General features: G+C 71.1%; 20 protein-coding genes and 1 riboswitch. Of the genes, 9 read left to right on the top strand and 11 right to left on the bottom strand.

Annotated features, from left to right (window positions below):
• The first annotated feature begins 96 nt into the window (after positions 1–96).
• Positions 97–999 carry an LLM class flavin-dependent oxidoreductase gene (locus ACIPSE_RS16270; protein ID WP_401662823.1) on the top strand — a complete coding sequence of 301 codons (903 nt, stop codon included), beginning with the start codon at positions 97–99 and terminating at the stop codon, positions 997–999.
• 50 nt (positions 1,000–1,049) lie between these two features.
• Positions 1,050–1,934 (top strand): Cof-type HAD-IIB family hydrolase, encoded by an 885-nt coding sequence (locus ACIPSE_RS16265; RefSeq protein ID WP_401662821.1) that lies wholly within the window; start codon positions 1,050–1,052, stop codon positions 1,932–1,934.
• A gap of 16 nt (positions 1,935–1,950) precedes the next feature.
• On the opposite strand, the gene ACIPSE_RS16260 is transcribed toward ACIPSE_RS16265, so the two are convergent.
• The 6 genes from ACIPSE_RS16260 to hisC form a co-directional block, all read right to left on the bottom strand.
• Complete coding sequence (locus ACIPSE_RS16260) at positions 1,951–3,018, bottom strand: M23 family metallopeptidase (protein ID WP_401662819.1); 1,068 nt, start codon at positions 3,016–3,018, stop codon at positions 1,951–1,953.
• 128 nt (positions 3,019–3,146) lie between these two features.
• The gene (locus ACIPSE_RS16255) at positions 3,147–4,832 is read right to left on the bottom strand and encodes a GAF domain-containing sensor histidine kinase (RefSeq protein WP_401662817.1); all 1,686 of its coding nucleotides are present in this window, start codon (positions 4,830–4,832) and stop codon (positions 3,147–3,149) included.
• Positions 4,833–5,101: 269 nt separating this feature from the next.
• Complete coding sequence (gene cydD / locus ACIPSE_RS16250) at positions 5,102–8,605, bottom strand: thiol reductant ABC exporter subunit CydD (RefSeq protein ID WP_401662814.1); 3,504 nt, start codon at positions 8,603–8,605, stop codon at positions 5,102–5,104.
• 60 nt (positions 8,606–8,665) lie between these two features.
• Complete coding sequence (gene cydB, locus ACIPSE_RS16245) at positions 8,666–9,673, bottom strand: cytochrome d ubiquinol oxidase subunit II (protein WP_401662812.1); 1,008 nt, start codon at positions 9,671–9,673, stop codon at positions 8,666–8,668.
• 18 nt (positions 9,674–9,691) lie between these two features.
• The gene (locus ACIPSE_RS16240) at positions 9,692–11,206 is read right to left on the bottom strand and encodes a cytochrome ubiquinol oxidase subunit I (protein WP_401662810.1); all 1,515 of its coding nucleotides are present in this window, start codon (positions 11,204–11,206) and stop codon (positions 9,692–9,694) included.
• 250 nt (positions 11,207–11,456) lie between these two features.
• Entirely contained in the window at positions 11,457–12,536 is a 1,080-nt protein-coding gene (gene hisC, locus ACIPSE_RS16235) for a histidinol-phosphate transaminase (RefSeq protein WP_401662808.1), read from the bottom strand.
• Positions 12,537–12,946: 410 nt separating this feature from the next.
• Here hisC and ACIPSE_RS16230 point away from each other — a divergent pair, with 410 nt between their 5' ends.
• The 3 genes from ACIPSE_RS16230 to ACIPSE_RS16220 all read left to right on the top strand — a co-directional run bounded on the left by ACIPSE_RS16230 (position 12,947) and on the right by ACIPSE_RS16220 (position 16,464).
• Positions 12,947–14,059, top strand: a complete 1,113-nt coding sequence (locus tag ACIPSE_RS16230) for a LacI family DNA-binding transcriptional regulator (protein ID WP_401662806.1) — start codon at positions 12,947–12,949, stop codon at positions 14,057–14,059.
• A 277-nt stretch (positions 14,060–14,336) separates the two neighbouring features.
• Positions 14,337–15,407, top strand: a complete 1,071-nt coding sequence (locus tag ACIPSE_RS16225) for a metallophosphoesterase (RefSeq protein ID WP_401662804.1) — start codon at positions 14,337–14,339, stop codon at positions 15,405–15,407.
• A gap of 193 nt (positions 15,408–15,600) precedes the next feature.
• Positions 15,601–16,464: a hypothetical protein gene (locus ACIPSE_RS16220; RefSeq protein WP_401662802.1), complete on the top strand. Its 864-nt coding sequence runs from the start codon at positions 15,601–15,603 to the stop codon at positions 16,462–16,464.
• A gap of 220 nt (positions 16,465–16,684) precedes the next feature.
• Here the strand turns inward: ACIPSE_RS16220 and thiC are convergent, their stop codons facing one another.
• Positions 16,685–18,490, bottom strand: coding sequence for a phosphomethylpyrimidine synthase ThiC (gene thiC / locus ACIPSE_RS16215; protein WP_401662800.1), 1,806 nt, complete (start codon positions 18,488–18,490; stop codon positions 16,685–16,687).
• Positions 18,483–18,672, bottom strand: a riboswitch (TPP riboswitch). It overlaps the preceding gene by 8 nt.
• Before the next feature lie 71 nt (positions 18,673–18,743).
• Between thiC and ACIPSE_RS16210 the strand changes: the two genes are divergently transcribed.
• The gene (locus ACIPSE_RS16210; protein ID WP_401662798.1) at positions 18,744–20,288 is read left to right on the top strand and encodes a YibE/F family protein; all 1,545 of its coding nucleotides are present in this window, start codon (positions 18,744–18,746) and stop codon (positions 20,286–20,288) included.
• Positions 20,289–20,591: 303 nt separating this feature from the next.
• Here the strand turns inward: ACIPSE_RS16210 and ACIPSE_RS16205 are convergent, their stop codons facing one another.
• From ACIPSE_RS16205 to ACIPSE_RS16190, 4 genes are all read right to left on the bottom strand, one after another.
• Positions 20,592–21,029 (bottom strand): SsgA family sporulation/cell division regulator, encoded by a 438-nt coding sequence (locus ACIPSE_RS16205; protein ID WP_401662796.1) that lies wholly within the window; start codon positions 21,027–21,029, stop codon positions 20,592–20,594.
• A gap of 99 nt (positions 21,030–21,128) precedes the next feature.
• Positions 21,129–21,863, bottom strand: coding sequence for an IclR family transcriptional regulator (locus ACIPSE_RS16200; RefSeq protein WP_401663125.1), 735 nt, complete (start codon positions 21,861–21,863; stop codon positions 21,129–21,131).
• Positions 21,864–22,141: 278 nt separating this feature from the next.
• On the bottom strand, positions 22,142–22,354 hold the full coding sequence (locus tag ACIPSE_RS16195) for a DUF5326 family protein (RefSeq protein WP_401662794.1): 213 nt from the start codon (positions 22,352–22,354) through the stop codon (positions 22,142–22,144).
• Between the two features lie 189 nt (positions 22,355–22,543).
• On the bottom strand, positions 22,544–22,861 hold the full coding sequence (locus ACIPSE_RS16190) for a cupin domain-containing protein (protein ID WP_067436029.1): 318 nt from the start codon (positions 22,859–22,861) through the stop codon (positions 22,544–22,546).
• 60 nt (positions 22,862–22,921) lie between these two features.
• Here ACIPSE_RS16190 and ACIPSE_RS16185 point away from each other — a divergent pair, with 60 nt between their 5' ends.
• The 3 genes from ACIPSE_RS16185 to ACIPSE_RS16175 are packed head-to-tail and all read left to right on the top strand — an operon-like array spanning position 22,922 to position 24,933.
• Complete coding sequence (locus ACIPSE_RS16185) at positions 22,922–23,299, top strand: phage holin family protein (protein ID WP_401662792.1); 378 nt, start codon at positions 22,922–22,924, stop codon at positions 23,297–23,299.
• 6 nt (positions 23,300–23,305) lie between these two features.
• Positions 23,306–23,797 carry a low molecular weight protein-tyrosine-phosphatase gene (locus ACIPSE_RS16180; RefSeq protein WP_401662790.1) on the top strand — a complete coding sequence of 164 codons (492 nt, stop codon included), beginning with the start codon at positions 23,306–23,308 and terminating at the stop codon, positions 23,795–23,797.
• Entirely contained in the window at positions 23,794–24,933 is a 1,140-nt protein-coding gene (locus tag ACIPSE_RS16175; protein WP_401662788.1) for a cystathionine gamma-lyase, read from the top strand. The genes ACIPSE_RS16180 and ACIPSE_RS16175 overlap by 4 nt, the downstream gene beginning before the upstream one ends.
• Positions 24,934–25,036 lie beyond the last annotated feature (103 nt).

Below are 25,036 nucleotides of genomic sequence, written 5' to 3'. Positions count from 1 at the left end.
CGGGGCCGGCGGCTGCGCCGGATGGCCCAGCGCCCCGTCCGACGACCGTGCGCGGCTGTTTCACGTGAAACGGGAGCCGCCGCATACGCTCGCACCATGAGTCTGCGCCTGAGCACCGTGATCCTCCCGTACCTCCGCTGGCACGAGGGGGGCCGTGCCGCCTGGCAGCGGGCCGAGGAGCTCGGCTTCCACACCGCGTACACCTACGACCACCTGTCCTGGCGGACCTTCCGGGACGGCCCCTGGTTCGGTGCCGTGCCGACCCTGACGGCCGCGGCGACCGCCACCGAGCGGATGCGCCTGGGCACGCTGGTGACCTCGCCGAACTTCCGGCACCCGGTGACCCTCGCCAAGGAGCTGATCTCCCTCGACGACATCTCCGGCGGCCGGATCACCCTGGGCATCGGAGCGGGCGGCACCGGCTTCGACGCCACCGCGCTGGGCCAGGAGCCCTGGACACCCCGCGAGCGGGCGGACCGGCTCGGGGAGTTCGTACCGCTGCTGGACCGGCTCCTGACCGAGGACTCGGTGTCGTACGAGGGGAACTTCTACTCGGCGCACGAGGCCCGCAACATCCCGGGCTGCGCGCAGCGCCCCCGGCTGCCCTTCGCGGTGGCCGCCACCGGACCGCGCGGGCTCCGGCTCGCCGCGCGCCACGGACAGGCCTGGGTGACCACCGGCGACCCCAAGCTGTACGAGAACGGCACATCTGAACAGTCGGTTCAAGCCATTCACGGACAGATCGACAAGCTCGCCGACGCCTGCGCCGAGATCGGCCGGGACGTACGGGAACTCGACAAGATCCTGCTCACCGGGTTCACCCCGGACCGGGGCCGTCCGCTGGAGTCGCTCGCCGCGTTCGTCGACTTCGCGGGGCGGCACCAGGAACTGGGCTTCACGGAGATCGTGATCCACTGGCCGATCCCGGACTCGGACTTCGCGGCCGACGAGAAGGTCTTCGAGCAGATCGCCATGGAAGCGGCGGCCCAGCTCGGCTAGGTGTCATCTGAGTCTCACCTGTGCGGGCCCCCGCACAGCCGTGCGGGCATATGCGGGAGAATGGGCCCGTGACCTCAGCGACTCGACAGCCCGAGACCCCGGCCGCCGACATAAAGCCGCGTCTGATCGCCACCGATCTCGACGGCACCCTGTTGCGTGACGACAAGACGGTCTCGCCCCGTACGGTCGCGGCGCTCGCCGCGGCCGAGGACGCGGGCATCGAGGTGTTCTTCGTCACCGGCCGCCCCGCCCGCTGGATGGACGTCGTCAGCGACCACGTCCACGGCCACGGCCTGGCGATCGTCGGCAACGGCGCCGCCGTGGTCGACCTGCACGGCGGCCCCGGCTCCCACCGGTTCGTGAAGGTGCGCGAGCTGGAGCGGGAGACCGCGCTGGCCGCCGTACGGCTGCTGAAGGACGCGGCGCCCGGCACCGTCGTCGCGGTGGAGCAGACGTACGGCTTCCACCAGGAGCCGGACTACCCGAAGCTGCACATGGAGCTCCCGGACGAGCTCCAGCCCGCCGAGAAGCTCCTCGCCGCGGACGGCCCCGGGCTCGACGAGCCGGTCCTGAAGATCCTCGCCTTCCACCCCACGATCGACCCGGACGCCTTCCTCACCCTCGCCCGGCTCGCCATCGGCCCCCTCGCCAACGTCACCCGCTCCAGCCCCAGCGCCCTGCTGGAGATCAGCGGCCCCGGCGTCTCCAAGGCCAGCACCCTCGCCCTGTGCTGCGCCGAGCGCGGTATCTCGCACGAGGAGGTCGTCGCGTTCGGGGACATGCCCAACGACGTCGAGATGCTCACCTGGGCGGGCCGGTCGTACGCCATGGGCAACGCCCACCCCGATGTGGTCGCCGCCGCCTCCGGGCGGACCGTCGACAACAACGAGGACGGGGTGGCCGTCGTGATCGAGCGGATGCTCACCGCCTCCTAGCGGCGCCCGCCCGGGATCAGCCGAGCGGGACACCGCGGGACGCCAGCCAGGGCAGCGGGTCCACCCCGGAGCCCAGTTCCGGGGTGACCCGGACCTCGAAGTGCAGATGCGGTCCGGTGGAGTTGCCCGTGGTGCCGGACTGGCCGATCCACTGGCCGGCTTCGACGCGCTCGCCCTGGTCGACGGCGACCGAGGCGAGATGGGCGTACTGCGTGTAGTAGCCGCCGTCGTGCTCGATGACGATCGCGATGCCGAAGGCGCCCCCGCAGGACACCTTCACCACCCGGCCCGCGCCGACCGTCCGCACCGGCGTGCCGATCGGCACCGCGAAGTCCTGACCGGTGTGCCGGTTCGCCCAGCGCGAGCCGCCGCTGCCGAAGCCCGCCGACAACTCGTACCCCTCGACGGGCGCCACCCACGCCCCCTGCGCCGGCGGGGCCTGCGGCTGGTCGAGACGGACCGCGCCCCGGCAGGCACCGGCCGCCACCGACACATCCGCCTCGCCCTGCAACTGGCCGCGCACCTGCTCCAGGGTCTGCTCGATCTCCTTCTTCAGGGCGGCGAGCCGGACGTTCCGCTTCTCCAGCGACTGCCACGCGGCGGACGCCTTCTTCTCGTCCGCCGCCAGCCGGGCCTCGGCCCGCCTGCTCTTCTCGATGGAGTTGTTGACGGCCAGGTTCGTCTGGGAGAACACCTGCTGACCGCGCATCAGCTCGTCCGGCGAACCGGCCAGGATGATCTGCGCGGTGAGCGGCAGGTCGCCGCCGCCGCGGTACTGGGCGCGGGCGATCCGGCCCAGGTCCTCGTGGAGCACGCCGATCGTCCGCCGCTCCCGGTCCAGCAGCACCTCCAGACGCTGGGCCCGCACCCGCTGCACATCCGCCTCGCGCCGCCCCGCCTCGTACTTCTGCGTGGCCGCGGCGGCCTCGTCGTACAGCTTCGCCACCTGTGCGCTGAGCCCCGCGTCGGAGGCCGGGCCCGGCTCCCGGCGCTCGGCGGCGTCGGTGGGGCGGGCCGCGAACACGGCGAGCGCGCACAGCAGCGCCGGGGCGAGCAGCGGATGACGTCGGGACGGTCGTCGCATGACTGCGATCCTGGCCCGCGGGTCACGCGGACGGCCTGTTCAAGTCGTACGGGTGGGGGACAGCGGGCCCCCGGATGGCGGAGCCGTACGACCGAACAGGGGCCTCCGTGCGCCCGCTTGACGGCGTCTCAGGCCAGTGGGGCCCGCCAGGTCACCGTCGTGCCGCCACCCTCCGCCCCGATGCCGGGACCGTGTCCGCTGTCGCCGCCGAGGGACTCGGCTCGCCGCGCGAGGTTCCTCAGCCCGCTGCGCCGACCGCTCTCGGGGATGCCGACCCCGTCGTCGGCGACGCTCAGCCGTACCGCGCGGCGGCCGTCGGGCAGCGTGTCGGTGGCGTCGACGACGACGTCGATCCGGGAGGCGCGGGCGTGCCGGAAGGCGTTGGAGAGGGCCTCGCGCAGCGCCGCGATGAGGTTCTTGCCGACGAGATCGCCGACGAGGGTGTCCACCGGCCCGGCGAACCGGTGGGAGGGCTTGAAGCCGAGCGGCACCGCGGCCGTGTTGATCTCCCGCAGCACGCGGGTGCGCAGGCCCGAGGGCGGCTCGGCGGGGCTCTGCTGGAGGGCGAAGATCGCGGTGCGGATCTCCTGGATGGTGACGTCGAGTTCGTCGACCGCCTTGCCGACGCCCTGGCGCACCTCGGGCACCACCGATCCGCGCCGCGCGCTCTCCAGCATCATCCCGGTGGCGAACAGCCGTTGGACGACGAGGTCGTGCAGATCGCGGGCGATGCGGTCGCGGTCCTCGAAGACGGCGAGACGCTCCCGGTCGCGCTGGGCCTCGGCCGTCATCAGCGCGAGCGCGGCCTGCGAGGCGAACTGGACCGCGAGGGCGCGTTCCGTCTCCGTGAACGGCCGCTCCCCGCGGGTGCGCGGGGTGACGAGGGCGCCCAGGACCCGGCCGTCGCTGTGCAGCGGCAGCATCATGACGGGCCCGTAGTCCTGGGCGAGACCGGTGGTGGCGACACGGGGGTCGTCGGCCGCGCTGTCCACGAAGACGGCCTGTCCGTCGAGGAGTTCGGCGACGAGGCCGCTCTCCGGCGGGACGATCGTGCCGAGGGCGTTCGAGGGGCAGTCCGACGCCACGGCCACGATCTCCAGGCCGCCCTCGTCGGCGGGCAGCAGCACGATCCCGGCCGCCGCCCCCGACAGCCGGCGGGTCTGCTCGGCGACCACCTGCAAGGCGTCGTCGGCGGCGCCGCCCGACAGCAGGGCCGTGGTCACCGCGACCGACCCGTCGATCCAGCGCTCCCGCTGCTGGGCGGCCTCGTAGAGCCGGGCGTTGCCGATGGCGATCCCGGCCTCCGTGGCGAGCACCTGGACCAGGTCCAGGTCGTGGTCGCCGAACGGCTCGCCGCCGCGCTTCTCCGTCAGGTACAGGTTGCCGAAGACCTCGCCCTGCACACGGATCGGGACTCCGAGGAAGCCGCGCATCGCCGGGTGGTGCCCGGGGAAGCCGCAGGAGCGCGGATCGGTCGTCAGATCGCTGAGCCGGACCGGCCGCGGGTCGCGGATGAGCGCCCCGAGCAGCCCGCGGTGCCCGTCCGGGAGGCGCCCGATGCGGTCGGCGGTGGCCTCGTCGACGCCGTGGCAGACGAAGTCGGCCAGTCCGTTCCCGTCCTCGTCGACGACCCCGATGGCCGCGTAGCGGGCGTCCGTCAGCTCGGCGGCCGTCTCGCAGATCCGGTCCAGGGTGGAGTGCAGGTCCAGGCCGCTGCCGACGGACCGCATGGCCTCCAGCAACCGCGGCACCCGCGCGCTCAGCTCGGCGGACAGGGTCGTGGCCGCGGGGCCCGGGGGCGTGGACGGAGACATGAGGCGAGCGTAATTAGTCCCCTTTGATACAGAAAGTCGAGACCGGGTCCGCCGCCGACGGGCGGAGCGCGCCCGGCCCTCAGGCCCTCAGGAGTCGGAGGCGCCCCCAGCACGCACGAGCCGGAGGCACGCACCCGACGCTCAGGCACGAGGCTGCCTGTCCGGCCGACGCTCACCCGCAGGAGCCGTGCGCGCCCGGCCGGACCTCACGCGCGGGACCGCCTGTCCGCCCGACACTCACGCGCAGAGGCCGTGCGTCCGCCCGGCGCTCACGCCGTGAGCGTCAGCACCTCCGACTCCGCCTCCCGCTCCGCCATCGCCCGCAAGGGCCCCTCGACGGCCGCCAGCTCGGCGTAGGTGCCGCGCTGCACGACCCGCCCCCCGTCCAGCACGACGATCTCGTCCACCGCTTCCAGCCCGGCCAGGCGGTGCGTGATGAGCAAGGTCGTCCGGCCCTCGGTGGCGGCCAGCAGGTCGGCCGTGAGGGCGTCGGCGGTGGGCAGGTCGAGATGCTCGGCGGGCTCGTCGAGCACCAGGACAGGGAAGTCGGCGAGGAGCGCCCGCGCCAGCGCCAGCCGCTGCCGCTGGCCCCCGGACAGCCATGCTCCGTGCTCACCGACCAGCGTGTCCAGCCCGTCCGGCAGACCGTCGGCCCAGTCGAGCAGCCGGGCCCGCCCGAGCGCGTCGCGCAGGTCGTCCTCGCCGGCGTCCTTGCGCGCGAGGAGGAGGTTCTCGCGCAGCGAGCTGTCGAAGAGGTGCGCGTCCTGCGCGCACAGCCCCACCAGCCGCCGCACGTCGTCCCCGTCCAGCGCCCCGGCGTCCACGCCGCCCAGCGTGTACGCGCCGGCCCGCGCGTCCAGGAAGCGCAGGAGCACTTGGGCGAGGGTCGTCTTGCCGGACCCGGACGGTCCCACGACGGCGATCCTGCGGCCCTCGTCGAGGGTCAGGTCGAGCCCGGCGAGGGCGTCGCGGTCCTGTCCGGCGTGCCGGGCCGTCAGCCCCTTCACGGCGACCGGGAACGGCGACCGGGGCGCCTGGCGCGGCTGCTCCGGCTCGCTGACCGGCTCGGGCGCGTCCAGCACGTCGTACACGCGCTCCGCGCTCTTGCGCACCCGCTGGCGGTACTGGACCGCCAGCGGCAGCCCGAGGACGGCCTCGAAGGCGGCCAGCGGGGTCAGGACGACGACGGCCATGGCGACCCCGCCGAGCCGTCCGTCGGCGACACCCTGGGCGCCCACGAGGGCGGTGGCGGCGACGGTGAGGCCGGAGACCAGCGCGGTGAGCCCGTCGCCGAGGGCGGTCGCGGTGGCGCCGCGCGAGGCGATCCGCGCGAGGGTGCCGTCGGCCCGCCGTGCCTCGGCGGTCCGCGCGGGCAGGGCGCCCGCGACGGCGAGTTCGGCCGTGCCGGTGAGCAGATCGGTCACCCGTGTCGCCAGCACGCCCCGGGCGGGGGCAAGCCGGCGCTCCGCGCGCCGGGCCACCGCGCCGGTGACGGCGGGGACGCCGAGCCCGGCCACCAGCAGGCCGGCGGCGAGCACGGCACCGGCCTCGGGCAGCAGCCAGGCGGTGAAGCCCACGGAGGCGGCGGAGACGAGCACGGCGGCGCCTGCGGGCAGCAGCCACCGCAGCCAGTAGTCCTGGAGCGCGTCCACGTCCGCGACGAGCCGCGACAGCAGATCGCCCCGCCGCCGCTCGCGCAGCCCGGCCGGGGCCAGCCGTTCCAGGCGCCGGTAGACGGCGACCCTCGTGTCGGCCAGCATCCGCAGCACGGCGTCGTGGGACACCAGCCGCTCCGCGTACCGGAACACGGCCCGCCCGATCCCGAACGCCCGCGTCGCCGTCACGGCCACCATCAGATAGAGCACCGGCGGCTGCTGCGAGGCCCGCGAGATCAGCCACCCCGAGGTCGCCATGAGCCCCACGGCACAGCCGAGCGCGAGGCTCCCGAGCAGCAGGGCCAGCGCCAGCCGGCCGCGCCGGGCACCGGACATGGCCCGGACCCGGGCGAGGGCTCCGAGCGCGGACCCGCCCGCCTCGGCCTCGCGGTGGGTTTCGGACCCGGTGGGCTTCCCCTCGACGGCGTAGGCCGCCACGGGCGCGGCCACGGTGTTCTCGCCGCCCGCGGGGGGAGTGGCGGCCGGTTCCGCGAGCCGCACCACGCGGTCCGCGACCCCCAGCAGCGCCGGGCGGTGCACGACCAGCAGGACCGTACGGCCCACGGCCAGCCGCCGCACCGCCGCGACGACCTCGGCCTCGGTCGCCCCGTCGAGCGCCGCCGTCGGCTCGTCCAGCAGCAGCACGGGCCGGTCCGCGAGGAACGCCCGGGCCAGCGCCAGGCGTTGCCGCTGCCCGGCGGAGAGCCCGGCACCGTCCTCGCCGAGCAGGGTCTCGGCGCCCGCCGGCAGCGCGTCGACGAACTCCAGCGCCCCGGCGTCCGCGAGGGCCCGCCGCAGCGCGGTGTCGTCCGCGTCGGGGCGCGCGAGCCGCACGTTCTCGGCGATGGTCCCGGCGTACAGATGAGGCCGCTGCGGCACCCACGCCACGCGGGAGCGCCACTGCTCCAGGTCGGCCTCGGCGAGATCGACTCCCCCGGCCAGCACCCGCCCCTCGGCGGGCGCCACGAAGCCCAGCAGCACGTTCAGCAGCGTCGACTTGCCCGCCCCGCTCGGGCCGACGAGGGCGACCGTCTCCCCGGGTTCGACCCGGAACGACACGTCGGCGACGACGTCCCCGGAGCGGCCCGGGTACCGGACACCGACCCCCTCGAATGCGAGAGGGAGCGCCCCGTCCCCCACGGGCACGGTCCCGGGCACCGGCGCCGGCGTCTCCAGGACCTCGAAGATCTCCTCCGCCGCGGCCAGGCCCTCCGCCGCCGCGTGGTACTGCGCCCCGACCTGCCTGAGCGGCAGATACGCCTCGGGGGCCAGGACGAGGACGACGAGCCCGTCGTAGAGGTCCATCTCGCCGTGCACCAGGCGCATGCCGATGGTGACGGCGACCAGGGCCACCGAGAGCGTGGAGAGCAGCTCCAGGGCGAAGGACGAGATGAAGGCGATGCGCAGGGTACGCATCGTGGCCTGGCGGTACTCGCCGGTGATGCGCTTGATGGACTCGGCCTGCGCCTTGGCCCGGCCGAAGACCTTGAGGGTGGGCAGGCCCGCGACGACGTCCAGGAAGTGCCCCGACAGCCGGGACAGCAGCCGCCACTGACGGTCCATCCGGGACTGGGTGGCCCAGCCGATGAGCACCATGAAGACCGGGATGAGAGGCAGCGTGCCGACGATGATGGCCGCCGAGACCCAGTCCTCGGTGACGATCCGCACCAGCACCGCGACCGGCACGACCACCGCGAGGCCCAACTGCGGCAGATAGCGCGAGAAGTAGTCGTCGAGGGCGTCCACGCCGCGGGTGGCAAGCGCGACGAGCGAGCCGGTGCGCTGACCGCTCAGCCAGCCGGGACCGAGTACCGCCGCCCGCTCCAGCAGCCGCCCCCGCAGCTCCGACTTCACCGCCGCGCTCGCCCGGTGGGCGGCGAGTTCGGTGAGCCAGGAGACCAGGGCGCGGCCACCGGCGACGGCCACCAACAGCAGCAGGGGAGTGCGGAGTTCGGCCGCCGTGAAACCGTGCTGGAACGCGCCGACCACCACCTCGGCGATCAGCATCGCCTGGGCGATGACCAGCGCCGCTCCGAGGACTCCCAGGCCGACGACCGCCACCATGAACAGCCGGGTGGCTCGGGCGTAGCGGAGCAGACGCGGGTCGATCGGTTTCACGTGAAACACACCCTCTTGGTCATGGGGCACGTTTCACGTGAAACGTGCCCCAACTCGGACTCAGTGCGCGGCGTCCACGGCGATGTGCTGCGTACCGATCCGCTTGCGGAACACCCAGTAGGTCCAGCCCTGGTAGAGCAGCACGATCGGCGTGGCGATCCCCGCGCACCAGGTCATGATCTTCAGGGTGTAAGGGCTCGACGAGGCGTTGGTGACCGTCAGGCTCCAGTCCTCGTTCAGCGAGGACGGCATGACGTCCGGGAAGAGCGACAGGAAGAGCATCGCCACGGCGGCCACGATGGTGACGCCCGACAGTGCGAACGACCAGCCCTCACGCCCGGCCCGGATGGCCACCAGCGCGGCGAGCAGTGCGGCGACGGCCACCACCAGGGCGACCAGGCTCTTGCCGTCACCACTGTCGACCTGGGTCCACAGCAGGAAGATCAGCGCGCACACGGCGGTGACGAGCCCGACCCGCAGGGCGAGCCTGCGTGCCCGCTCCCGGATGTCCCCGACGGTCTTGAGCGCGGTGAACACCGTGCCGTGGAAGGTGAACAGCGTGAGCGTCACCAGTCCGCCGAGCAGGGCGTAGGGGTTGAGCAGATCCCAGAAGCCGCCGACGTACTCGAAGTCCTTGTCGATCTTCACGCCGCCCACGATGTTGCCGAAGGCGACGCCCCACAGGAACGCGGGGATCAGCGAGGTCCAGAAGATCGCCGTCTCCCAGTTGCGCTGCCAGTTCTCCTCGGGCCGCTTGACCCGGTACTCGAAGGCCACGCCCCGGACGATCAGGCAGACCAGGATGATCAGCAGCGGCAGGTAGAAGCCGGAGAAGAGCGTGGCGTACCACTCGGGGAAGGCGGCGAAGGTGGCGCCGCCCGCCGTGAGCAGCCAGACCTCGTTGCCGTCCCAGACGGGGCCGATGGTGTTGATCAGCACCCGCTTCTCAGTCCGGTCGCGGGCGAGCAGCTTGGTGAGGATGCCGACCCCGAAGTCGAAGCCCTCCAGGAAGAAGTAGCCGGTCCACAGGACGGCGATGAGCACGAACCAGACGTCGTGAAGTTCCATGACTCGCTCTCCCTCGGCCTAGTACGAGAAGGCCATCGGCTTGTCGGCGTCCGCAGGGTCGCCGCCGATCTTCGTGGGCGGGTTGAGGTCGGCCTCGGTGAGTTCCGGCGGGCCGGCCTTGATGTACTTCACGAGCAGCTTGACCTCGATGACGGCGAGGATCGCGTAGAGCGCGGTGAAGGTGCACATCGAGATGAGGACCTCGGCCGTCGAGACGCCGGGGGAGACCGCGTCACGCGTCTGGAGCACGCCGTAGACCACCCAGGGCTGACGGCCCATCTCGGTGAAGATCCAGCCCCAGGAGTTGGCGATCAGCGGGAAGCCCATGGTGAGGACGGCCAAGCGCCAGTACCAGGTGGTGAGCTTCGGGCTGAGCGGCTTCTTGCCCCGGGGCAGCAGGACCAGGTGCGGGATCTCGTCCTCGCCGACCCTGAGGTGCTGGGGCAGCAGGAACTTCTTGCGGGTCAGCCACAGTCCGAGCGCGCCGATGGCGAGCGAGGTCATACCGAAGCCGATCATCCAGCGGAAGCCCCAGTAGGCGACCGGGATGTTGGGCCGGTAGTCGCCCGGCCCGTACTTCTCCTGCTCGGCCTTGTTGACGTCGTTGATGCCGGGCACGTACGAGTCGAAGTCGTCGTTGGCCAGGAAGGACAGCAGGCCCGGGATCTCTATGGCGACCTTGTTGTGGCCCTCGTCGACGTCCCCGTAGGCGAAGACCGAGAAGGGCGCGGGTGCCTCGCCGTCCCAGAGGGCCTCGGCGGCGGCCATCTTCATCGGCTGCTGCTGGAACATGATCTTGCCGAGCGTGTCACCGCTGATCGCCGTGAGCAGACCGCCGATGACGATGGTGACCAGGCCGAGCCGCAGCGAGGTCTTCATCTCGACGATGTGCTTCTTGCGCAGCAGGTGGAAGGCGGCGACACCCACCATGAAGGCACCGCCGGTGAGGAAGGCGGCGGACAGGGTGTGGAAGGCCTGGGCGAGGGCGGTGTTCTGGGTCAGCACCTGCCAGAAGTCGGTGAGCTCGGCCCGCCCCTTCGCCTCGTTGATCTTGTAGCCGACCGGGTGCTGCATCCACGAGTTGGCCGCGAGGATGAAGTACGCCGACAGGATCGTGCCGATCGACACCATCCAGATGCAGGCCAGGTGGATCCGCTTGGGCAGCTTGTCCCAGCCGAAGATCCACAGGCCGATGAAGGTCGACTCGAAGAAGAAGGCGATCAGCGCCTCGAAGGCGAGCGGGGCCCCGAAGATGTCACCCACGAACCGCGAGTAGTCGGACCAGTTCATGCCGAACTGGAACTCCTGCACGATGCCGGTGACCACCCCCATCGCGATGTTGATCAGGAAGAGCTTCCCCCAGAACTTCGTGGCTCTGAGGTATTTCTCCTTCTCCGTCCGCACCCAGGCGGTCTGCAGTCCGGCGGTGAGCGCGGCCAACGAGATCGTCAAGGGGACGAAGAGGAAGTGGTAGACGGTGGTGATGCCGAACTGCCAGCGCGCCAGTGTCTCCGGCGCCAGAGCCAGGTCCACGTCGTCAGCCTCCTTACGTCGCTGTCATACAGCGGCAGTTTGCCCCTTATGTCACGCTCAACAGCGGAGCAATCAGGACACGCTTGTGAACGCGTTCACATTCACAAGCAATTATGACGTACGGATTTTCGACGACGAAAGGGGGGCCCCGCTTGGGCCGGTCGGCCCCTCCCGGCCCGGAACCGGCCGCAGGGAGGGGGCCAGCTCCTCCTGGCAGGGACTCGGCTCCCGCCAGGAGGGACGGCGACGGCTAGAGCTCCTTGCGGAACGCTTCCGTCACCTTCAGGAAGATGTCGTTCGCCTCGGTCTCGCCGACCGTCACCCGCACGCCCTCGCCGGCGAACGGCCGGACCACCACGCCGTGCCGCTCGCACGCCGCCGCGAAGTCCGCCGTGCGCTCCCCCAGCCGCAGCCACACGAAGTTGGCCTGCGTCTCGGGCACCGTCCAGCCCTGGGCCCGCAGCCCCTCCACCACCCGGGTGCGCTCACCCACCAGCGAGCCGACCCGGCCGAGCAGCTCGTCCTCGGCGCGCAGCGAGGCGATCGCCGCGTCCTGCGCGAGCTGGCTCACACCGAAGGGCACCGCCGTCTTGCGCAGCGCCGCCGCGACCGGCTCATGGGCGATGGCGAACCCGACCCGCAGCCCGGCGAGGCCGTACGCCTTGGAGAAGGTCCGCAGCACGCACACGTTGGGCCGGTCCCGGTACAGCTCCACGCCGTCCGGCACCTCGGCGTCACGGATGAACTCCCGGTACGCCTCGTCGAGCACGACCAGCACGTCGCCGGGCACCCGGTCCAGGAACCGCTCCAGCTCGGCCCGCCGGACGACCGTGCCGGTGGGGTTGTTGGGGTTGCAGACGAAGATCAGCCGCGTCCGCTCGGTGATCGCGGCGGCCATCGCGTCCAGGTCGTGCACATCGCCCGGCGTCAGCGGCACCCTGACCGAGGTCGCGCCGCTGATCTGGGTGATGATCGGGTACGCCTCGAAGGACCGCCAGGCGTACATGACCTCGTCGCCCGGCCCCGAGGTCGCCTGGATCAGCTGCTGCGCGACACCGACCGAGCCGGTGCCGGTGGCAACATGGGCGAGCGGGACGCCGAACCGGTCCGCCAGCTCGCTCACCAGGCCCGTGCAGGCCATGTCCGGGTACCGGTTGAAGGACGAGGCGGCGGCCGTGACGCTCTCCATCACGCCCGGCAGCGGCGGATAGGGGTTCTCGTTGGAGGACAGCTTGTAGGCGACGGGGCCGTCGGCCGCGGCGGGCTTGCCCGGCTTGTAGGTGGGAATACCCTCCAGCTCGGCGCGCAGCCTGGGGCTCGTCTCGCTCACCGCAACCTCCTCATGATCACCGGCCCATGACGGCCGGCCGCCAATACTTCTCACCTTATGAGGATTGGACGCCCGTGCGAACCGGTGAGCGCAAACCTCACAAGCCCCATGGGCATCACCGGCATCACGCCATGAACACGCACGAATCGAGGGGCGCGGTCACATATATCTATGCGCCGGTGGCTCGCGCCGTGGCGCGCATCACCCGTGAAGGTGAGTTGAGACCTCTTCGAAACATCGAGAACTTGGCAGGCCCATGCGCGTCGACAAGTCACGTAGTGCCATTGGATCGTTCAAGTCCCTTTAATTCAAAGGGTATTGACTGTTTATGACCATGCAGAAACGTGCCTGTCAACGCGTGCATATGCGTCCGCCCTACCCCACCGCATGAGCCCTACTATCGGCTCGCCATGACAGCAGCAGGGAAGCACCAGGTGAGCCGCGCGGAAACCTCACGTCGAGGCAGCCGGCCGGGTCGGGCGGGCATCAGAGACGTTGCCGCCGCCGCCGGAGTCTCCATCACGACCGTCTCCGATGCCCTCAACGGCAAAGGCCGGCTCCCGGACGCCACCCGGCGCCATGTCCGCGAGGTCGCCGACCGGCTCGGATACCGCCCTTCGGCAGCCGCCCGAACCCTCCGTACCGGCAAGTCGGGCCTCATCGGCCTGACCGTGACCACGTACGGGGATGAACCTTTCACCTTCACCGAGTTCGCGTACTTCGCCGAGATGGCCAGAGCCGCCACCTCCGCCGCGCTCGCCCGCGGCTACGCGCTGGTGATCCTGCCCGCGACCTCGCGCCACGACGTGTGGTCGAACGTCGCCCTCGACGGCACGGTCGTCATCGACCCCTCCGACCAGGACCCCGTGGTCAGCGAGCTGGTCCGGCAGGGTTTACCGGTGGTCTCCGACGGCCGCCCGGCCGGTGAACTCCCGGTCACCGCCTGGGTCGACAACGACCACGAGGCCGCCGTGCTCGGCATCCTGGACCATCTCGCCGACGCCGGCGCCCGCCGGATCGGGCTGCTGACCGGCACCTCGACCGACACGTACACCCATCTGTCGACCACCGCGTATCTGCACTGGTGCGAGCGGGTCGGCCAGGACCCCGTCTACGAGGCCTACCCGGCGCACGACCCGTGCGCGGGCGCCGTCGCCGCCGACCGGCTGCTGGCCCGGCCCGACCGGCCCGACGCCGTCTACGGCCTCTTCGACCCCAACGGCACCGACCTGCTCGCCGCCGCCCGCCGCTACGGACTGCGCGTACCGGACGACCTGCTTCTGGTCTGCTGCAGCGAGTCCACCGTCTACGCCAGCACCGAGCCGCCCATCACCACGCTCTCGCTGAAGCCGCGGCGCATCGGGACGGCCGTGGTGCAGCTGCTGATCGACGCGATCGAGGGGGTCGACGCGAACCAGCCCGTCGAGCAGGTGATACCGACGGAGCTGATCGTGCGCACCTCGTCCCAGCGGCGCACACCGCGCACGACCGTGAGTCCGCCGCGGTCGCCCGAAGAGAAGTGACCCGGGTCGCCGGACGAGGAGTGACGCGGTCCCGGGAAGAGGAGTGACGCGGGGCGTCAGCTGAGGCGGAGCTGTGAGGCGGGGCTGTCAGCCGGGGGGCGAACCCCTGCCCAATCGGGGCGAAAGCCGCGGTGGACCGGTCTCTTGCGCCGATTCACCACCCCTGGGTCATCACACGGCGCGATCCGCATTCCTATGATGGGCCCACGACACCGCGGGCCGCTGCGACCAGGCAGTCCCAAGCGGTGCAGATGCGGCGCGATGGTGGAGGGGTCTGATGACTCAGGGGGCCGGTCAGGGACCCGAGACGGAACGGACGGCGACGTTGCCCGACTTCCGGGTACCGGCGTACGTCCATGAGACCGGCCCGTACGGCCACAGCACACATCCCGGCGACGTCGTACCGGCTCATGAGGTGCCCGAGGGCTACACGCCGACCGAGCGCGATCTGCCGGTCATCAACCGCGGGGACACCCTCCAGGTGAGTGTGGATCCGGCCGTCGTGGCGCAGCCGCAGCCCGTGGACGGACCGGGCGCGCTGTACGTCGTCGGCGACGTCCACGGCTACCTCGACGAACTGGTCGCGGCCCTGCGGGAGAAGGGGCTGATCGACTCCGCGGGCAACTGGTGCGCGGGCACCGCCCGGCTGTGGTTCCTCGGCGACTTCACCGACCGCGGCCCGGACGGCATCGGCGTCATCGACCTCGTGATGCGGCTGTCCGCCGAGGCCGCCGCGGCCGGCGGCTACTGCAAGGCGCTCATGGGCAACCACGAGCTGCTGCTCATCGGCGCCAAGCGGTTCGGCGACACCCCGGTCAACTCCGGCGCGGGCACCGCCACCTTCCAGGCGGCCTGGCTGCTCAACGGCGGCCAGAAGACCGACATGGACCGCCTTCAGGACCACCACCTCCAGTGGATGGCCCGTCTGGACGCCATGGAGTCGGTCGACGGACATCTCCTCGTCCACTCCGACACCACCGCCTACCTCGACTACGGCGACTCGATCGAGGCGGTCAACGACACCGTCCGCGAGACGATCACGCGCAATGACGCGGACGAGGTGTGGGATCTGTTCCGGAAGTTCACCAAGCGCTTCTCCTTCCGCGACGAGGGCGGCGCCGACGCCGTCCGCTCCCTGCTCGATACGTACGGCGGCACCCGGATCGTTCACGGTCACAGCCCGATTCCCTATCTGCTGGGCGAGGTCGGCTCCGAGGACGGCGAGGACAACTCCCCGCCCGTGGTCGAGGGACCGCACGTGTACGCGGAAGGGCTGGCCATCGCGATGGACGGCGGAGTGACCATGGCCGGAAAGCTGCTGGTCCAGGAACTTCCGCTGGATATCTGAACGCCTCCAGGGCAGGCATGGCCCAGGAACGGACCCGGCGGGAAGGACGCCGGCCAGGGCCCAATTTCTGGAAACCCCCTGTCACCGCGTGCCGTCGCCGCTCTACCATCGGCTTATCCGTAGCAGGCTCCCCTCCGTTTCTGCCCGACGGCTCGTCGCCATGCGAGCCCCAAGCCCTACGGAGCATCGGGGGATGCACATGAACAGCGTTCCGCAGCACCTGCTGAGCGAGGACCGCCAGGAGTACGAGCGGATCCTCGATGAGGCGCTGCGCTCCGCCCCACACCGCCCGGAACTGGCCGCGATAGGCCAGCGTCTCAACCCGGAACAGCTGCGCACCATGGCGCTCAACGCCACCGCGCTGATCACGGCGGCAGCCGCCACGGAATACCAGCACTACGTGAAGGTCCGCGAGGAACTGCGCCATCCGGCGCCGTCCACCCCGACGACCGTGCGGGAGTCCGGCTCCACGGAGTCCGGCTCCAGCACGGTGGGGCTCGCGGCCACCATGGGAGAGGTCACCGAGACGGCCGGCGCGGGCGCCGTGGCCGTCGTCGCGGTGCTGGCTCCCGTCCTCGCCGGAACCGCCGCGGCGATCTTCCTGCTCGTCGGATACATCCTCAGAATGCTCGACCCCGAACAGACGTTCGCGAAGACGATGCTGACCACGGGATGGGTGTTCGGAGCGATGGCCGCGGTCGCGATCCTCGTCGCCGCGGTGGGGCTGCTGCTGACGGCCCTGCGCAACCGGCCCTCGCTCGACACGAGCGTGAACGCCGAGCTCAACGGGGAGGTCGCCCGGGCCAGGGAAGCCTGGCGGGAAGCCCTGCTCGTCCGGGGCGTCCTGCCGTTCCTGCGGGAGGCGCTCGCCGACCCGGGCACGGCGGCGGCCCTGCACCGCCCGGCACCGCCCGCGCCCAGCCGTATGCCCCATCTCGGCTACGACCGCCCGGGGTTCACCAGCCCCGACGACGGTCCCGCGGGCCCCCGCCCGAGTTTCAGCAGCCCGGACTACACCAGCCCGGACTTCGGTGGCCCGGAGCACCAGCCGGAATAACCCCGGCCTGCGCTCCCCACCACGAAGCCCTGCGGGGCGAACCGCCCGGGGGAGCGCACGCCGGTCGGCTCACGCGTGACCAGCGCGACGCCGTGGGAACCGTCGCGCCCCGGCACGTCCGGGGCGGGCCGTCCGGCGAGGAGCGCCCCACCAGAACAGCGACCGCACCGGCGCCGCTCCCCGGCGTCGGGATCCAGGGAGCGGTGGCCGTACGGGCGGCTCAGTCCGCGATCGGGAGATACACCCGGTTCCCCGCCGCCGCGAACTCCTTCGACTTCTGCGCCATGCCCTCCTCGACCTCCGCCTGACTTCCGCCATGGCGGCGGCGGATGTCCTGGGAGATCTTCATCGAGCAGAACTTCGGTCCGCACATGGAGCAGAAGTGCGCTGTCTTGGCCGGTTCCGCCGGGAGGGTCTCGTCGTGGAACTCGCGTGCCGTGTCCGGGTCGAGGGCCAGGTTGAACTGGTCCTCCCAGCGGAACTCGAAGCGGGCGTCCGACAGTGCGTCGTCCCACTCCTGGGCGCCGGGGTGGCCCTTGGCGAGGTCCGCCGCGTGAGCCGCGATCTTGTAGGTGATGACGCCGGTCTTCACGTCGTCACGGTTGGGCAGGCCCAGGTGCTCCTTGGGCGTGACGTAGCAGAGCATCGCCGTCCCCCACCAGGCGATCATCGCGGCGCCGATACCCGAGGTGATGTGGTCGTAGGCGGGCGCGATGTCCGTGGTGAGCGGGCCGAGCGTGTAGAAGGGGGCCTCCTCGCAGATCTCCTGCTGAAGGTCGATATTCTCCTTGATCTTGTGCATCGGGACATGCCCGGGGCCCTCGATCATGGTCTGTACGTGGAAGCTCTTGGCGATCGTGTTCAGCTCCCCGAGCGTCCTCAACTCGGCGAACTGCGCCTCGTCGTTGGCGTCCGCGATGGACCCGGGCCGCAGGCCGTCACCGAGCGAGTAGGTCACGTCGTACGCGGCGAGGATCTCGCACAGTTCCTCGAAGTTCTCGTAGAGGAAGCTCTCCTTGTGGTGCGCCAGACACCACGCGGCCATGATCGAGCCGCCGCGCGAGACGATGCCCGTCTTGCGGTTGGCGGTCAGCGGGACGTACGGCAGCCGCACGCCCGCGTGGACGGTCATGTAGTCCACGCCCTGCTCGGCCTGCTCGATGACCGTGTCCTTGTAGATCTCCCAGGTCAGCTCCTCGGCACGGCCGTCGACCTTCTCCAGCGCCTGATAGAGCGGCACCGTGCCGATGGGGACGGGGGAGTTGCGCAGCACCCACTCACGGGTGGTGTGGATGTTGCGACCGGTGGAGAGGTCCATGACCGTGTCGGCGCCCCAGCGGGTGGCCCAGGTCATCTTCTCCACCTCCTCCTCGATGGACGAGGTGACCGCGGAGTTGCCGATGTTGGCGTTGACCTTCACCAGGAACCGCTTGCCGATGATCATCGGCTCGATCTCCGGGTGGTTGACGTTCGCCGGCAGCACCGCGCGGCCCGCCGCGATCTCCTCGCGGACCACTTCGGGGGCCACGTTCTCCCGGACGGCCACGTACTCCATCTCCGGCGTGATCTCGCCCCGGCGCGCGTACGCGAGCTGCGTGACCGCACCGCCGTCACGGCTACGGCGCGGCACCCGTGGCCGGCCCGGAAAGACCGCGTCCAGGTTGCGCAGATTCCCGCCGCGCGGCGAGGTGTGCTTGATGCCGTCGTCCTCGGGGCGGACGGGACGGCCCGCGTACTCCTCGGTGTCACCGCGGGCGATGATCCAGTTTTCCCGCAGCGGCGCCAGCCCCCGGCGGACGTCCGTCTCCGCGAGCGGATCGGTGTACGGGCCCGATGTGTCGTACAGGGTGACCGACTGCCCGTTGGTGAGATGCACCTGACGGACCGGCACCCGAAGGTCGGGGCGCGAGCCCTCGACGTACGCCTTGTGCCAGCCGATGGACTTCCCGGCCTCCGTGGCGTTCTGGCCCTCGACGGGCTGTTCGTCCTGGCTGGAGGCAGGCGTGCGTGCGTCCTTGATGGTCATGAGACCTACTCCCTACGCCGGCATTACCCGGTAACAGGTTCGGCGGTCGACGCAGCGTTTTCCGTCCGCCGACGTTTCGTGGGGAACGTCACTCACAGGTGACGACGTTCCACGTGAAACATCGCTGGGACGGAGGTCAGCGCCCTCTCAGCCCGGTGCTCCGAGCTCCCGCGTGTACAAAGGTGGCCCCACGCTAGCGTCAATTCGGGCGCGGTGAACAGGGGGCCCCTGGCGTTCTTGCGATGATCGGGCGGTGACCACGACACCGCAGCCTCCGTACCCACCTCATGAGCCGCCCCATGGGCCCTCGCACGGCCACCCCAACGGCGGCGGACAGGACCACGGGCACGGACATGGGCAGGGGCATGGGCACGGGCAGGCGTCTGGGCACGGGCCCGGGCATGGGCCCGGAGGCTCCGGCGGGAACGGTGGCGGGGGCGGAGGCGGGGGCGGAGGAACAGGCGGTGGCGGCGGTCACGGGCACGGGCACAGGCACAGCCATGGCCCCGCGGCGCCCGTCTCCAAGCATCTGCGCAAGGTCATCGCCGCGATCCTGATCCCGTTCGGCGTCGCCGTGGTGGCCGGGCTCGTCGTCCTGTGGCCCGGGGGCGCCCCGGCGCACGAGCGCACCGGCGTCGGCTTCGACCGGCAGACACAGCAGGCGACGGTCACCAAGGTCGTCTCGGTGAGCTGCAAGTCCGTGAACGCCTCGGGCGGGACCCCGACCGGCGACACGTCCACCGCGGAGGGCTCCTCCGCCCAGCAGGAGGCCGACGGCGACTGCAAGAAGGCCACGATCCGCGTCGACACCGGCCACGACAAGGGCCGTACGTTCACCGAGATCGTGCAGCCGGACCAGACCCGGCAGTTGCACGAGGGCGAGAAGGTCGTGGTCGCCTACGAGCCCTCGGCCCCGAAGGATCTCCAGTACTCCGTCACCGACGTCAACCGGCGCTTCCCCATGGCGCTGCTGGCCGGCATCTTCGCGCTCGCCGTCGTGGTCGTCGGGCGACTGCGAGGCGTGATGGCGCTGATCGCGCTCGCGATCAGCTTCATGATCCTGAACTTCTTCATCCTCCCCGCGATCCTCCAGGGCTCGAACCCGCTGGTCGTGGCGGTCATCGGGTCCAGCGCGATCATGCTGATCGCGCTGTATCTGTGCCACGGCCTGTCCGCACGGACCTCGGTGGCGGTCCTCGGCACCCTGATCTCGCTGCTGCTGATCGGTGTCCTCGGCTCGCTGTTCATCGGCTGGGCGGCCCTCACCGGCAACACCGACGACAACACCGGTCTGATCCACGGCCTGTACCCGTCGATCGACATGAGCGGTCTGCTGCTCGCCGGCGTCATCATCGGCTCGCTCGGTGTCCTCGACGACGTGACCGTCACCCAGACCTCGGCGGTCTGGGAGCTGCACGAGGCGAACCCCTCGATGGGCTGGCGCGATCTGTACCGCGCGGGCATCCGTATCGGCCGCGACCACATCGCGTCCGTGGTCAACACCCTCGTCCTCGCCTACGCGGGCGCCGCCCTGCCGCTGCTGCTGCTCTTCTCGATCGCGCAGAGCAGCGTCGGGACGGTCGCCAACAGCGAGCTGGTCGCCGAGGAGATCGTGCGCACGCTGGTGGGCTCGATCGGCCTGGTCGCCTCGGTGCCGGTCACCACGGCGCTGGCCGCCCTGGTGGTCGCCGCCGACCGCCCGGGCCCGGCCCCCGTACCGGGCGGCGGCGAACCGGCCCTGGCGGGCGCCCCGTCGACACCGGCACGCGGAGGCAGGGGACGACGCCGGAAGCGGTGACAGGGGGCCGTACCACGGAGCGGTGACCGCGGGCGGTGCCGCGAAGCGACCTCGTGAGCCACCGGAGCGGCGACCGGATCAGCGGCCGGAGGCGGCGCCGGAACCCCGGACCGAGCCGGCACAGGAGCGGTGGCCCGAGTAGGCACGGGAGCGGTGGGTGGCGGGGGCCGTTGCGCCCCTGCCTCCTCCGCCGCTCATGCCGTCTCTGCCGCTGCTGCCGCCTCTGCCGCTCCGAGGAGAAGCGTTCCTGCGACGCCCCACGCGCCGCTGTGAAGCCTTCCCCCCTCGCCAAGGCCTCTCGGTTCAGCCCGCGCTCTGTTCCTCCGCCAGGATCCGGTCCAGCGCCTCCTCCAGGCGGTCGTCGAAGTCGGCGAGCGCACCCTCCTGGCCCAGCGGCACCAGCTTGTCGGTGCGGTCGAGGAACGCGATGAGCGGCGCCGCCGAGGAACGGAACAGCGCCTGGTCGCCGCCGACCTGAAGCCGGATCAGCACCTCACCGAGCGTGTCCGCCTCGGCCGGGGAGATCCGCACATCCCCCTCGCCGCACGGCCGCCCCACTCCGTCGATCAGCAGTTCCCGCCCGAACGCCCAGGTCACGGGCGCGTCTCCGGGCAGATGGAACGTCAGCCGCACGGCATAGGGATCACAGGTCTCGTACCGCAGTTCCACCGGAATGCGGAAGGAGAGCTCCTCGGAGACGAGGAAGCTCATCATGACCTCTGCCTGTACGGACTCGCGCATCGCCTACCCCGTCATCTGCCGTCGACTGGCCGGGAATGAACCCTTTGACACTGCACGAATCTTGCTGAACGTACACGGTAGATCACAAGGAGTGAGTTTTCAGATACTGATAGAGATCGCCAACGACCCCAGCAGCCGCCCCACCTCGTCCTGCAGACGGCGCGTGGCCTCCACCAGACGGTCGGCCTGATGGAAGGGGAGAGAAATGGCCATCGTCGCGGCGGTGGGACCCACCGTGATGGGGATCGCCGCGCACACCGTGCCGAGGGCGTACTCCTGTTGCTCGAAGAGCGGCTCCATCCGCCGGGCCCGGCCCAGCCGCCGCAACAGCGCGTCATTGTCACGCACGGTGTACGGGGTGACCGTCCGCACGGGGTACCGGTCGAGGTGGTCGCGGCGCGCGTCCTCGCCCAACTGGGAGAGCAGGCACTGGCCGATGGCGTGCGCGTGTGCCGTCTCACGGAAGTCGGCCCACTCCTCGACCGCCCGGTTGCCCGGGGTGTCCGCGACACAGACGACCTCGATCTCGCCGTCCCGGTACATCGCGTAGTACACGGGGGCCCCGATCGCGTCCCGCCAGTGGGCCAGGGTCTCCGCGACCGTGCTGCGACGTTTCTGCTTCGCGCTGCTGCTGCTCAGCCGTTCCGCCGCCTCGCCCAGGAAGAACAGGCCCTTGTCCCGGCGCAGATAGCCCTCGTGCACGAGGGTGCGCAGCAGGTGGTACGCCGTGGGGAGGGCCAGCCCGGTCTCACGGGCCAACTGCTTGGCGGGGGCGCCGTTCTCGTGCTCGGCGACGCACTCCAGGAGGCGCATCGCGCGTTGGACGGAGCCGATGAGGGTGGCGGTGGGGGGCTGCTCCTGCTGTTCCGGCTGCCGCGTGCTCGCCGAGTGTTCCGGTTGCTTCGGCTGTAGGGGGACGTGGAGCTCTGCGGGTGGGCTGTCGACCGTGGCCAAGGGGTGCTCCCGTAGCGCGAGGGGGATTTGGGACTCTAACCGTCCGTCGCCGCCCGGAGACCGCCTGTACCGAAAACTTCCCCCGCCCGAGGGAACCCGTGGTTCCCGTTACCGGTCCCCGATCCCCCGCTCGGGCCCGGCCGACCGCCGCGCCGTCCTCACCAGTCGCTGCGCGAGGAGGAGTTCGACATGAACTTCCGCACGATGTAGATGAGTCCGCCGACCAGAGCCACGAACAGCAGGGCCTTGAAGAGCAGCCAGATGACGAATCCGACGACGCTCGCTATCAGTCCGCCGAACACGACCAGGGCGATGACCGGCACCGCGATCCACTTCACCCACCAGGGCAGTCCCGCGAAGATCTCTCCCATTGCTCTCGTCCTTACCTCTCCGCCCGATGCTCGCGCCGCTCGCGCCGGGTCCTGTTCGCAGGCCCTGTTCGGTCCTGTTCGGTCCTTCGATGTCCTGCACTCGATGCTAGGACGAGCAGGAGCCCGGCGGGGGCCCAGGACCCCTTGTCCTCCCCTGACTGATCCCCTAGGGAACCCCGAGGTGACGGCTCAGCTCTCCGGTGGAGAGAACACCACCATGACCCGCAGGTCCTCGCTGATGTGGTGGAACTTGTGGGCGACCCCGGCCGGGACGTACACCACGCTGCCGCGGGCCACCTGCGTGGTCTCCATGCCGACGGTGATCGCCGCACGGCCGCTCACGACGAAGTAGACCTCGTCCTGGTTGTGCGGCTTCTGTGGATCATGCTCGCCGGCGTCCAGCGCGTACAGGCCGACCGACATGTGCCGTTCCCGCAGAAACTGCAGGTAGGCGCCCTCGTTCGCGGCGCGCTCCGCCTCCAGTTCGTCCAGCCGGAATGCCTTCATCGCTGTTGTCCGCCCTCGTCCCACTGCTCGAATCTGATCTCTTCTGCCACGATCAGACACATGAAGAATTTCGTAGTCAAGACGATCGCCAACGCAGGCGCCCTGGCGGTTGCCGTATGGCTGCTGGACAAGATCACCCTGACCGGTGACAGCACGGGCAAGAAGATCGGGACCCTGATCCTCGTCGCGCTGCTCTTCGGTGTGGTGAACTTCCTGGTCAAGCCGATCGTGAAGCTGTTCAGCCTGCCCCTGCTCATCCTGACGCTGGGTCTGTTCACCCTGGTCGTCAACGCCCTGATGCTGCTGCTGACCTCGTGGCTGGCGGACAAGCTGGACCTGAGTTTCCATGTCGAGGGCTTCTGGACCGCGGTGGTCGGCGGCCTGATCATCTCGATCGTGTCGTGGGCGCTGAACGTCGTCCTGCCCGACGGTGACTGAGCCCTGATGACCTACCGCGTCTGTTTCGTCTGCACCGGCAACATCTGCCGCTCGCCGATGGCCGAGTCCGTCTTCCGCGCCCGCGTCGCGGAGGCGGGTCTCGACGGCCTCGTCGAGACCGACAGCGCGGGCACGGGCAGCTGGCACGAGGGCGACGGCGCCGACCCGCGCACCGTCTCCGTCCTGGAGGAGCACGGATACGACGGCGCCCACACGGCCCGTCAGTTCCAGGCGTCCTGGTTCGCCGACCGCGACCTCATCGTCGCGCTCGACGCCGGCCACCTCAAGGCCCTGCGGCGACTCGCCCCCACCGGACAGGACGCGGCGAAGGTCCGCCTGCTGCGCTCCTACGACCCGGCGGCGGGCGACGACCTCGACGTACCGGACCCGTACTACGGGGGCAGGGACGGCTTCGAGGAGTGCCTGGAGATGGTGGAGGCGGCGAGCGAGGGCCTGCTCGCCGCCGTACGCGCGGACGTGGAGGGATCTTCCGAATGAGCGAGTCGACCGGGGCGGGCGGGGAGGGCACGCGCGCGGTGCGGGCCGGACTGCCCGAGCCCGTCAAGAACGAACCCACCCTGCCCGGACCGGTCTTCGCCGCCCACTTCCATCTGCCGGGCGACGTCGCGGGGCCCTACACCTACGGCCGTGACGAGAACCCGACCTGGACGCTGCTGGAACGGGCCGTCGCCGAACTGGAGGCGCCCGGCGAGGACGGCGTCGAGGCGCTCGTGTTCGCCTCCGGCATGGCCGCCATCTCGTCGGTGCTCTTCTCCCGGCTGCGCACCGGCGACACGGTGGTCCTGCCGAACGACGGCTACCAGGCGCTGCCCCTGGTCCGCGCGCAGCTGGAGGCGTACGGCATCGAGGTGCGCGTCGCCCCGACGGGCGGGGACGCTCAGCTGGAGGCGCTGGACGGGGCGCGGCTGCTGTGGATCGAGTCGCCGTCCAACCCGGGGCTCGACGTGTGCGACATCCGGCGGCTCGTGGAGGCGGCGCACGCGCGTGGCGCGCTCGTCGCCGTCGACAACACCCTCGCCACGCCCCTGGGACAGCGTCCGCTGGCGCTCGGCGCCGACTTCTCCGTGGCCAGTGCCACCAAGCAGCTCACGGGCCACGGAGACCTCCTCCTGGGCTACGTCGTGGGCCGTGACCCCGAGGCGATGGCCGCGGTGCGCCGCTGGCGCAAGCTCGTGGGGGCGATCCCGGGACCCATGGAGGCCTGGCTCGCGCACCGGTCGATCGCCACGCTCCAGCTCCGGGTGGAGCGGCAGGCCGCCAACGCGCTCGCGGTCGCCGAGGCGTTGCGCGACTGCTCCGAGGAGCTCGCGGTGCGCTATCCGGGGCTGCCGGGCGACCCCTCGTACCCGGTCGCGGCGCGGCAGATGAGCGGCTTCGGGTGTGTGGTCTCCTTCGCGCTGCCCACGCGCGCGCGTGCCGAGCGGTTCCTCGCGGCACTGCGGCTCGTGGACGAGGCGACGAGCTTCGGCGGGGTGCGCTCGACCGCCGAACGGCGCGGGCGCTGGGGCGGGGACGCGGTGCCCGAGGGGTTCGTCCGTTTCTCGGCCGGCGCCGAGGACACCGCGGATCTGGTAGCCGACGTCCTGAACGCGCTCGCGGAGTCGTCCGGCTGAGGTTCCGCGCCCTCGCCTGCCTGTCGGCACCGCCGTCGGCACACCCGTCGACCGGATGACGTCTACACGTACCCGCCGGTCGGTGGCCCTCTACGCACAACGG

It is taken from the genome of Streptomyces sp. NPDC090106, assembly GCF_044747265.1.
In the GTDB taxonomy this organism is placed as follows: domain Bacteria; phylum Actinomycetota; class Actinomycetes; order Streptomycetales; family Streptomycetaceae; genus Streptomyces.
Note: the sequence above shows the minus strand (reverse complement) of the source record. Positions and strands in the feature narration are given on the sequence as shown.

Bases quoted from the DNA above. Each gene is read 5' to 3' on its own strand.
- ACIPSE_RS16270 (WP_401662823.1), top strand. From the start codon at position 97: ATGAGTCTGCGCCTGAGCACCGTGATCCTCCCGTACCTCCGCTGGCAC.
- ACIPSE_RS16265 (WP_401662821.1), top strand. From the start codon at position 1,050: ATGCGGGAGAATGGGCCCGTGACCTCAGCGACTCGACAGCCCGAGACC.
- ACIPSE_RS16260 (WP_401662819.1), bottom strand. From the start codon at position 3,018: ATGCGACGACCGTCCCGACGTCATCCGCTGCTCGCCCCGGCGCTGCTG.
- ACIPSE_RS16255 (WP_401662817.1), bottom strand. From the start codon at position 4,832: ATGTCTCCGTCCACGCCCCCGGGCCCCGCGGCCACGACCCTGTCCGCC.
- cydB (WP_401662812.1), bottom strand. From the start codon at position 9,673: ATGGAACTTCACGACGTCTGGTTCGTGCTCATCGCCGTCCTGTGGACC.
- ACIPSE_RS16230 (WP_401662806.1), top strand. From the start codon at position 12,947: ATGACAGCAGCAGGGAAGCACCAGGTGAGCCGCGCGGAAACCTCACGT.
- ACIPSE_RS16225 (WP_401662804.1), top strand. From the start codon at position 14,337: ATGACTCAGGGGGCCGGTCAGGGACCCGAGACGGAACGGACGGCGACG.
- ACIPSE_RS16220 (WP_401662802.1), top strand. From the start codon at position 15,601: ATGCACATGAACAGCGTTCCGCAGCACCTGCTGAGCGAGGACCGCCAG.
- thiC (WP_401662800.1), bottom strand. From the start codon at position 18,490: ATGACCATCAAGGACGCACGCACGCCTGCCTCCAGCCAGGACGAACAG.
- ACIPSE_RS16205 (WP_401662796.1), bottom strand. From the start codon at position 21,029: ATGCGCGAGTCCGTACAGGCAGAGGTCATGATGAGCTTCCTCGTCTCC.
- ACIPSE_RS16195 (WP_401662794.1), bottom strand. From the start codon at position 22,354: ATGGGAGAGATCTTCGCGGGACTGCCCTGGTGGGTGAAGTGGATCGCG.
- ACIPSE_RS16190 (WP_067436029.1), bottom strand. From the start codon at position 22,861: ATGAAGGCATTCCGGCTGGACGAACTGGAGGCGGAGCGCGCCGCGAAC.
- ACIPSE_RS16185 (WP_401662792.1), top strand. From the start codon at position 22,922: ATGAAGAATTTCGTAGTCAAGACGATCGCCAACGCAGGCGCCCTGGCG.
- ACIPSE_RS16180 (WP_401662790.1), top strand. From the start codon at position 23,306: ATGACCTACCGCGTCTGTTTCGTCTGCACCGGCAACATCTGCCGCTCG.
- ACIPSE_RS16175 (WP_401662788.1), top strand. From the start codon at position 23,794: ATGAGCGAGTCGACCGGGGCGGGCGGGGAGGGCACGCGCGCGGTGCGG.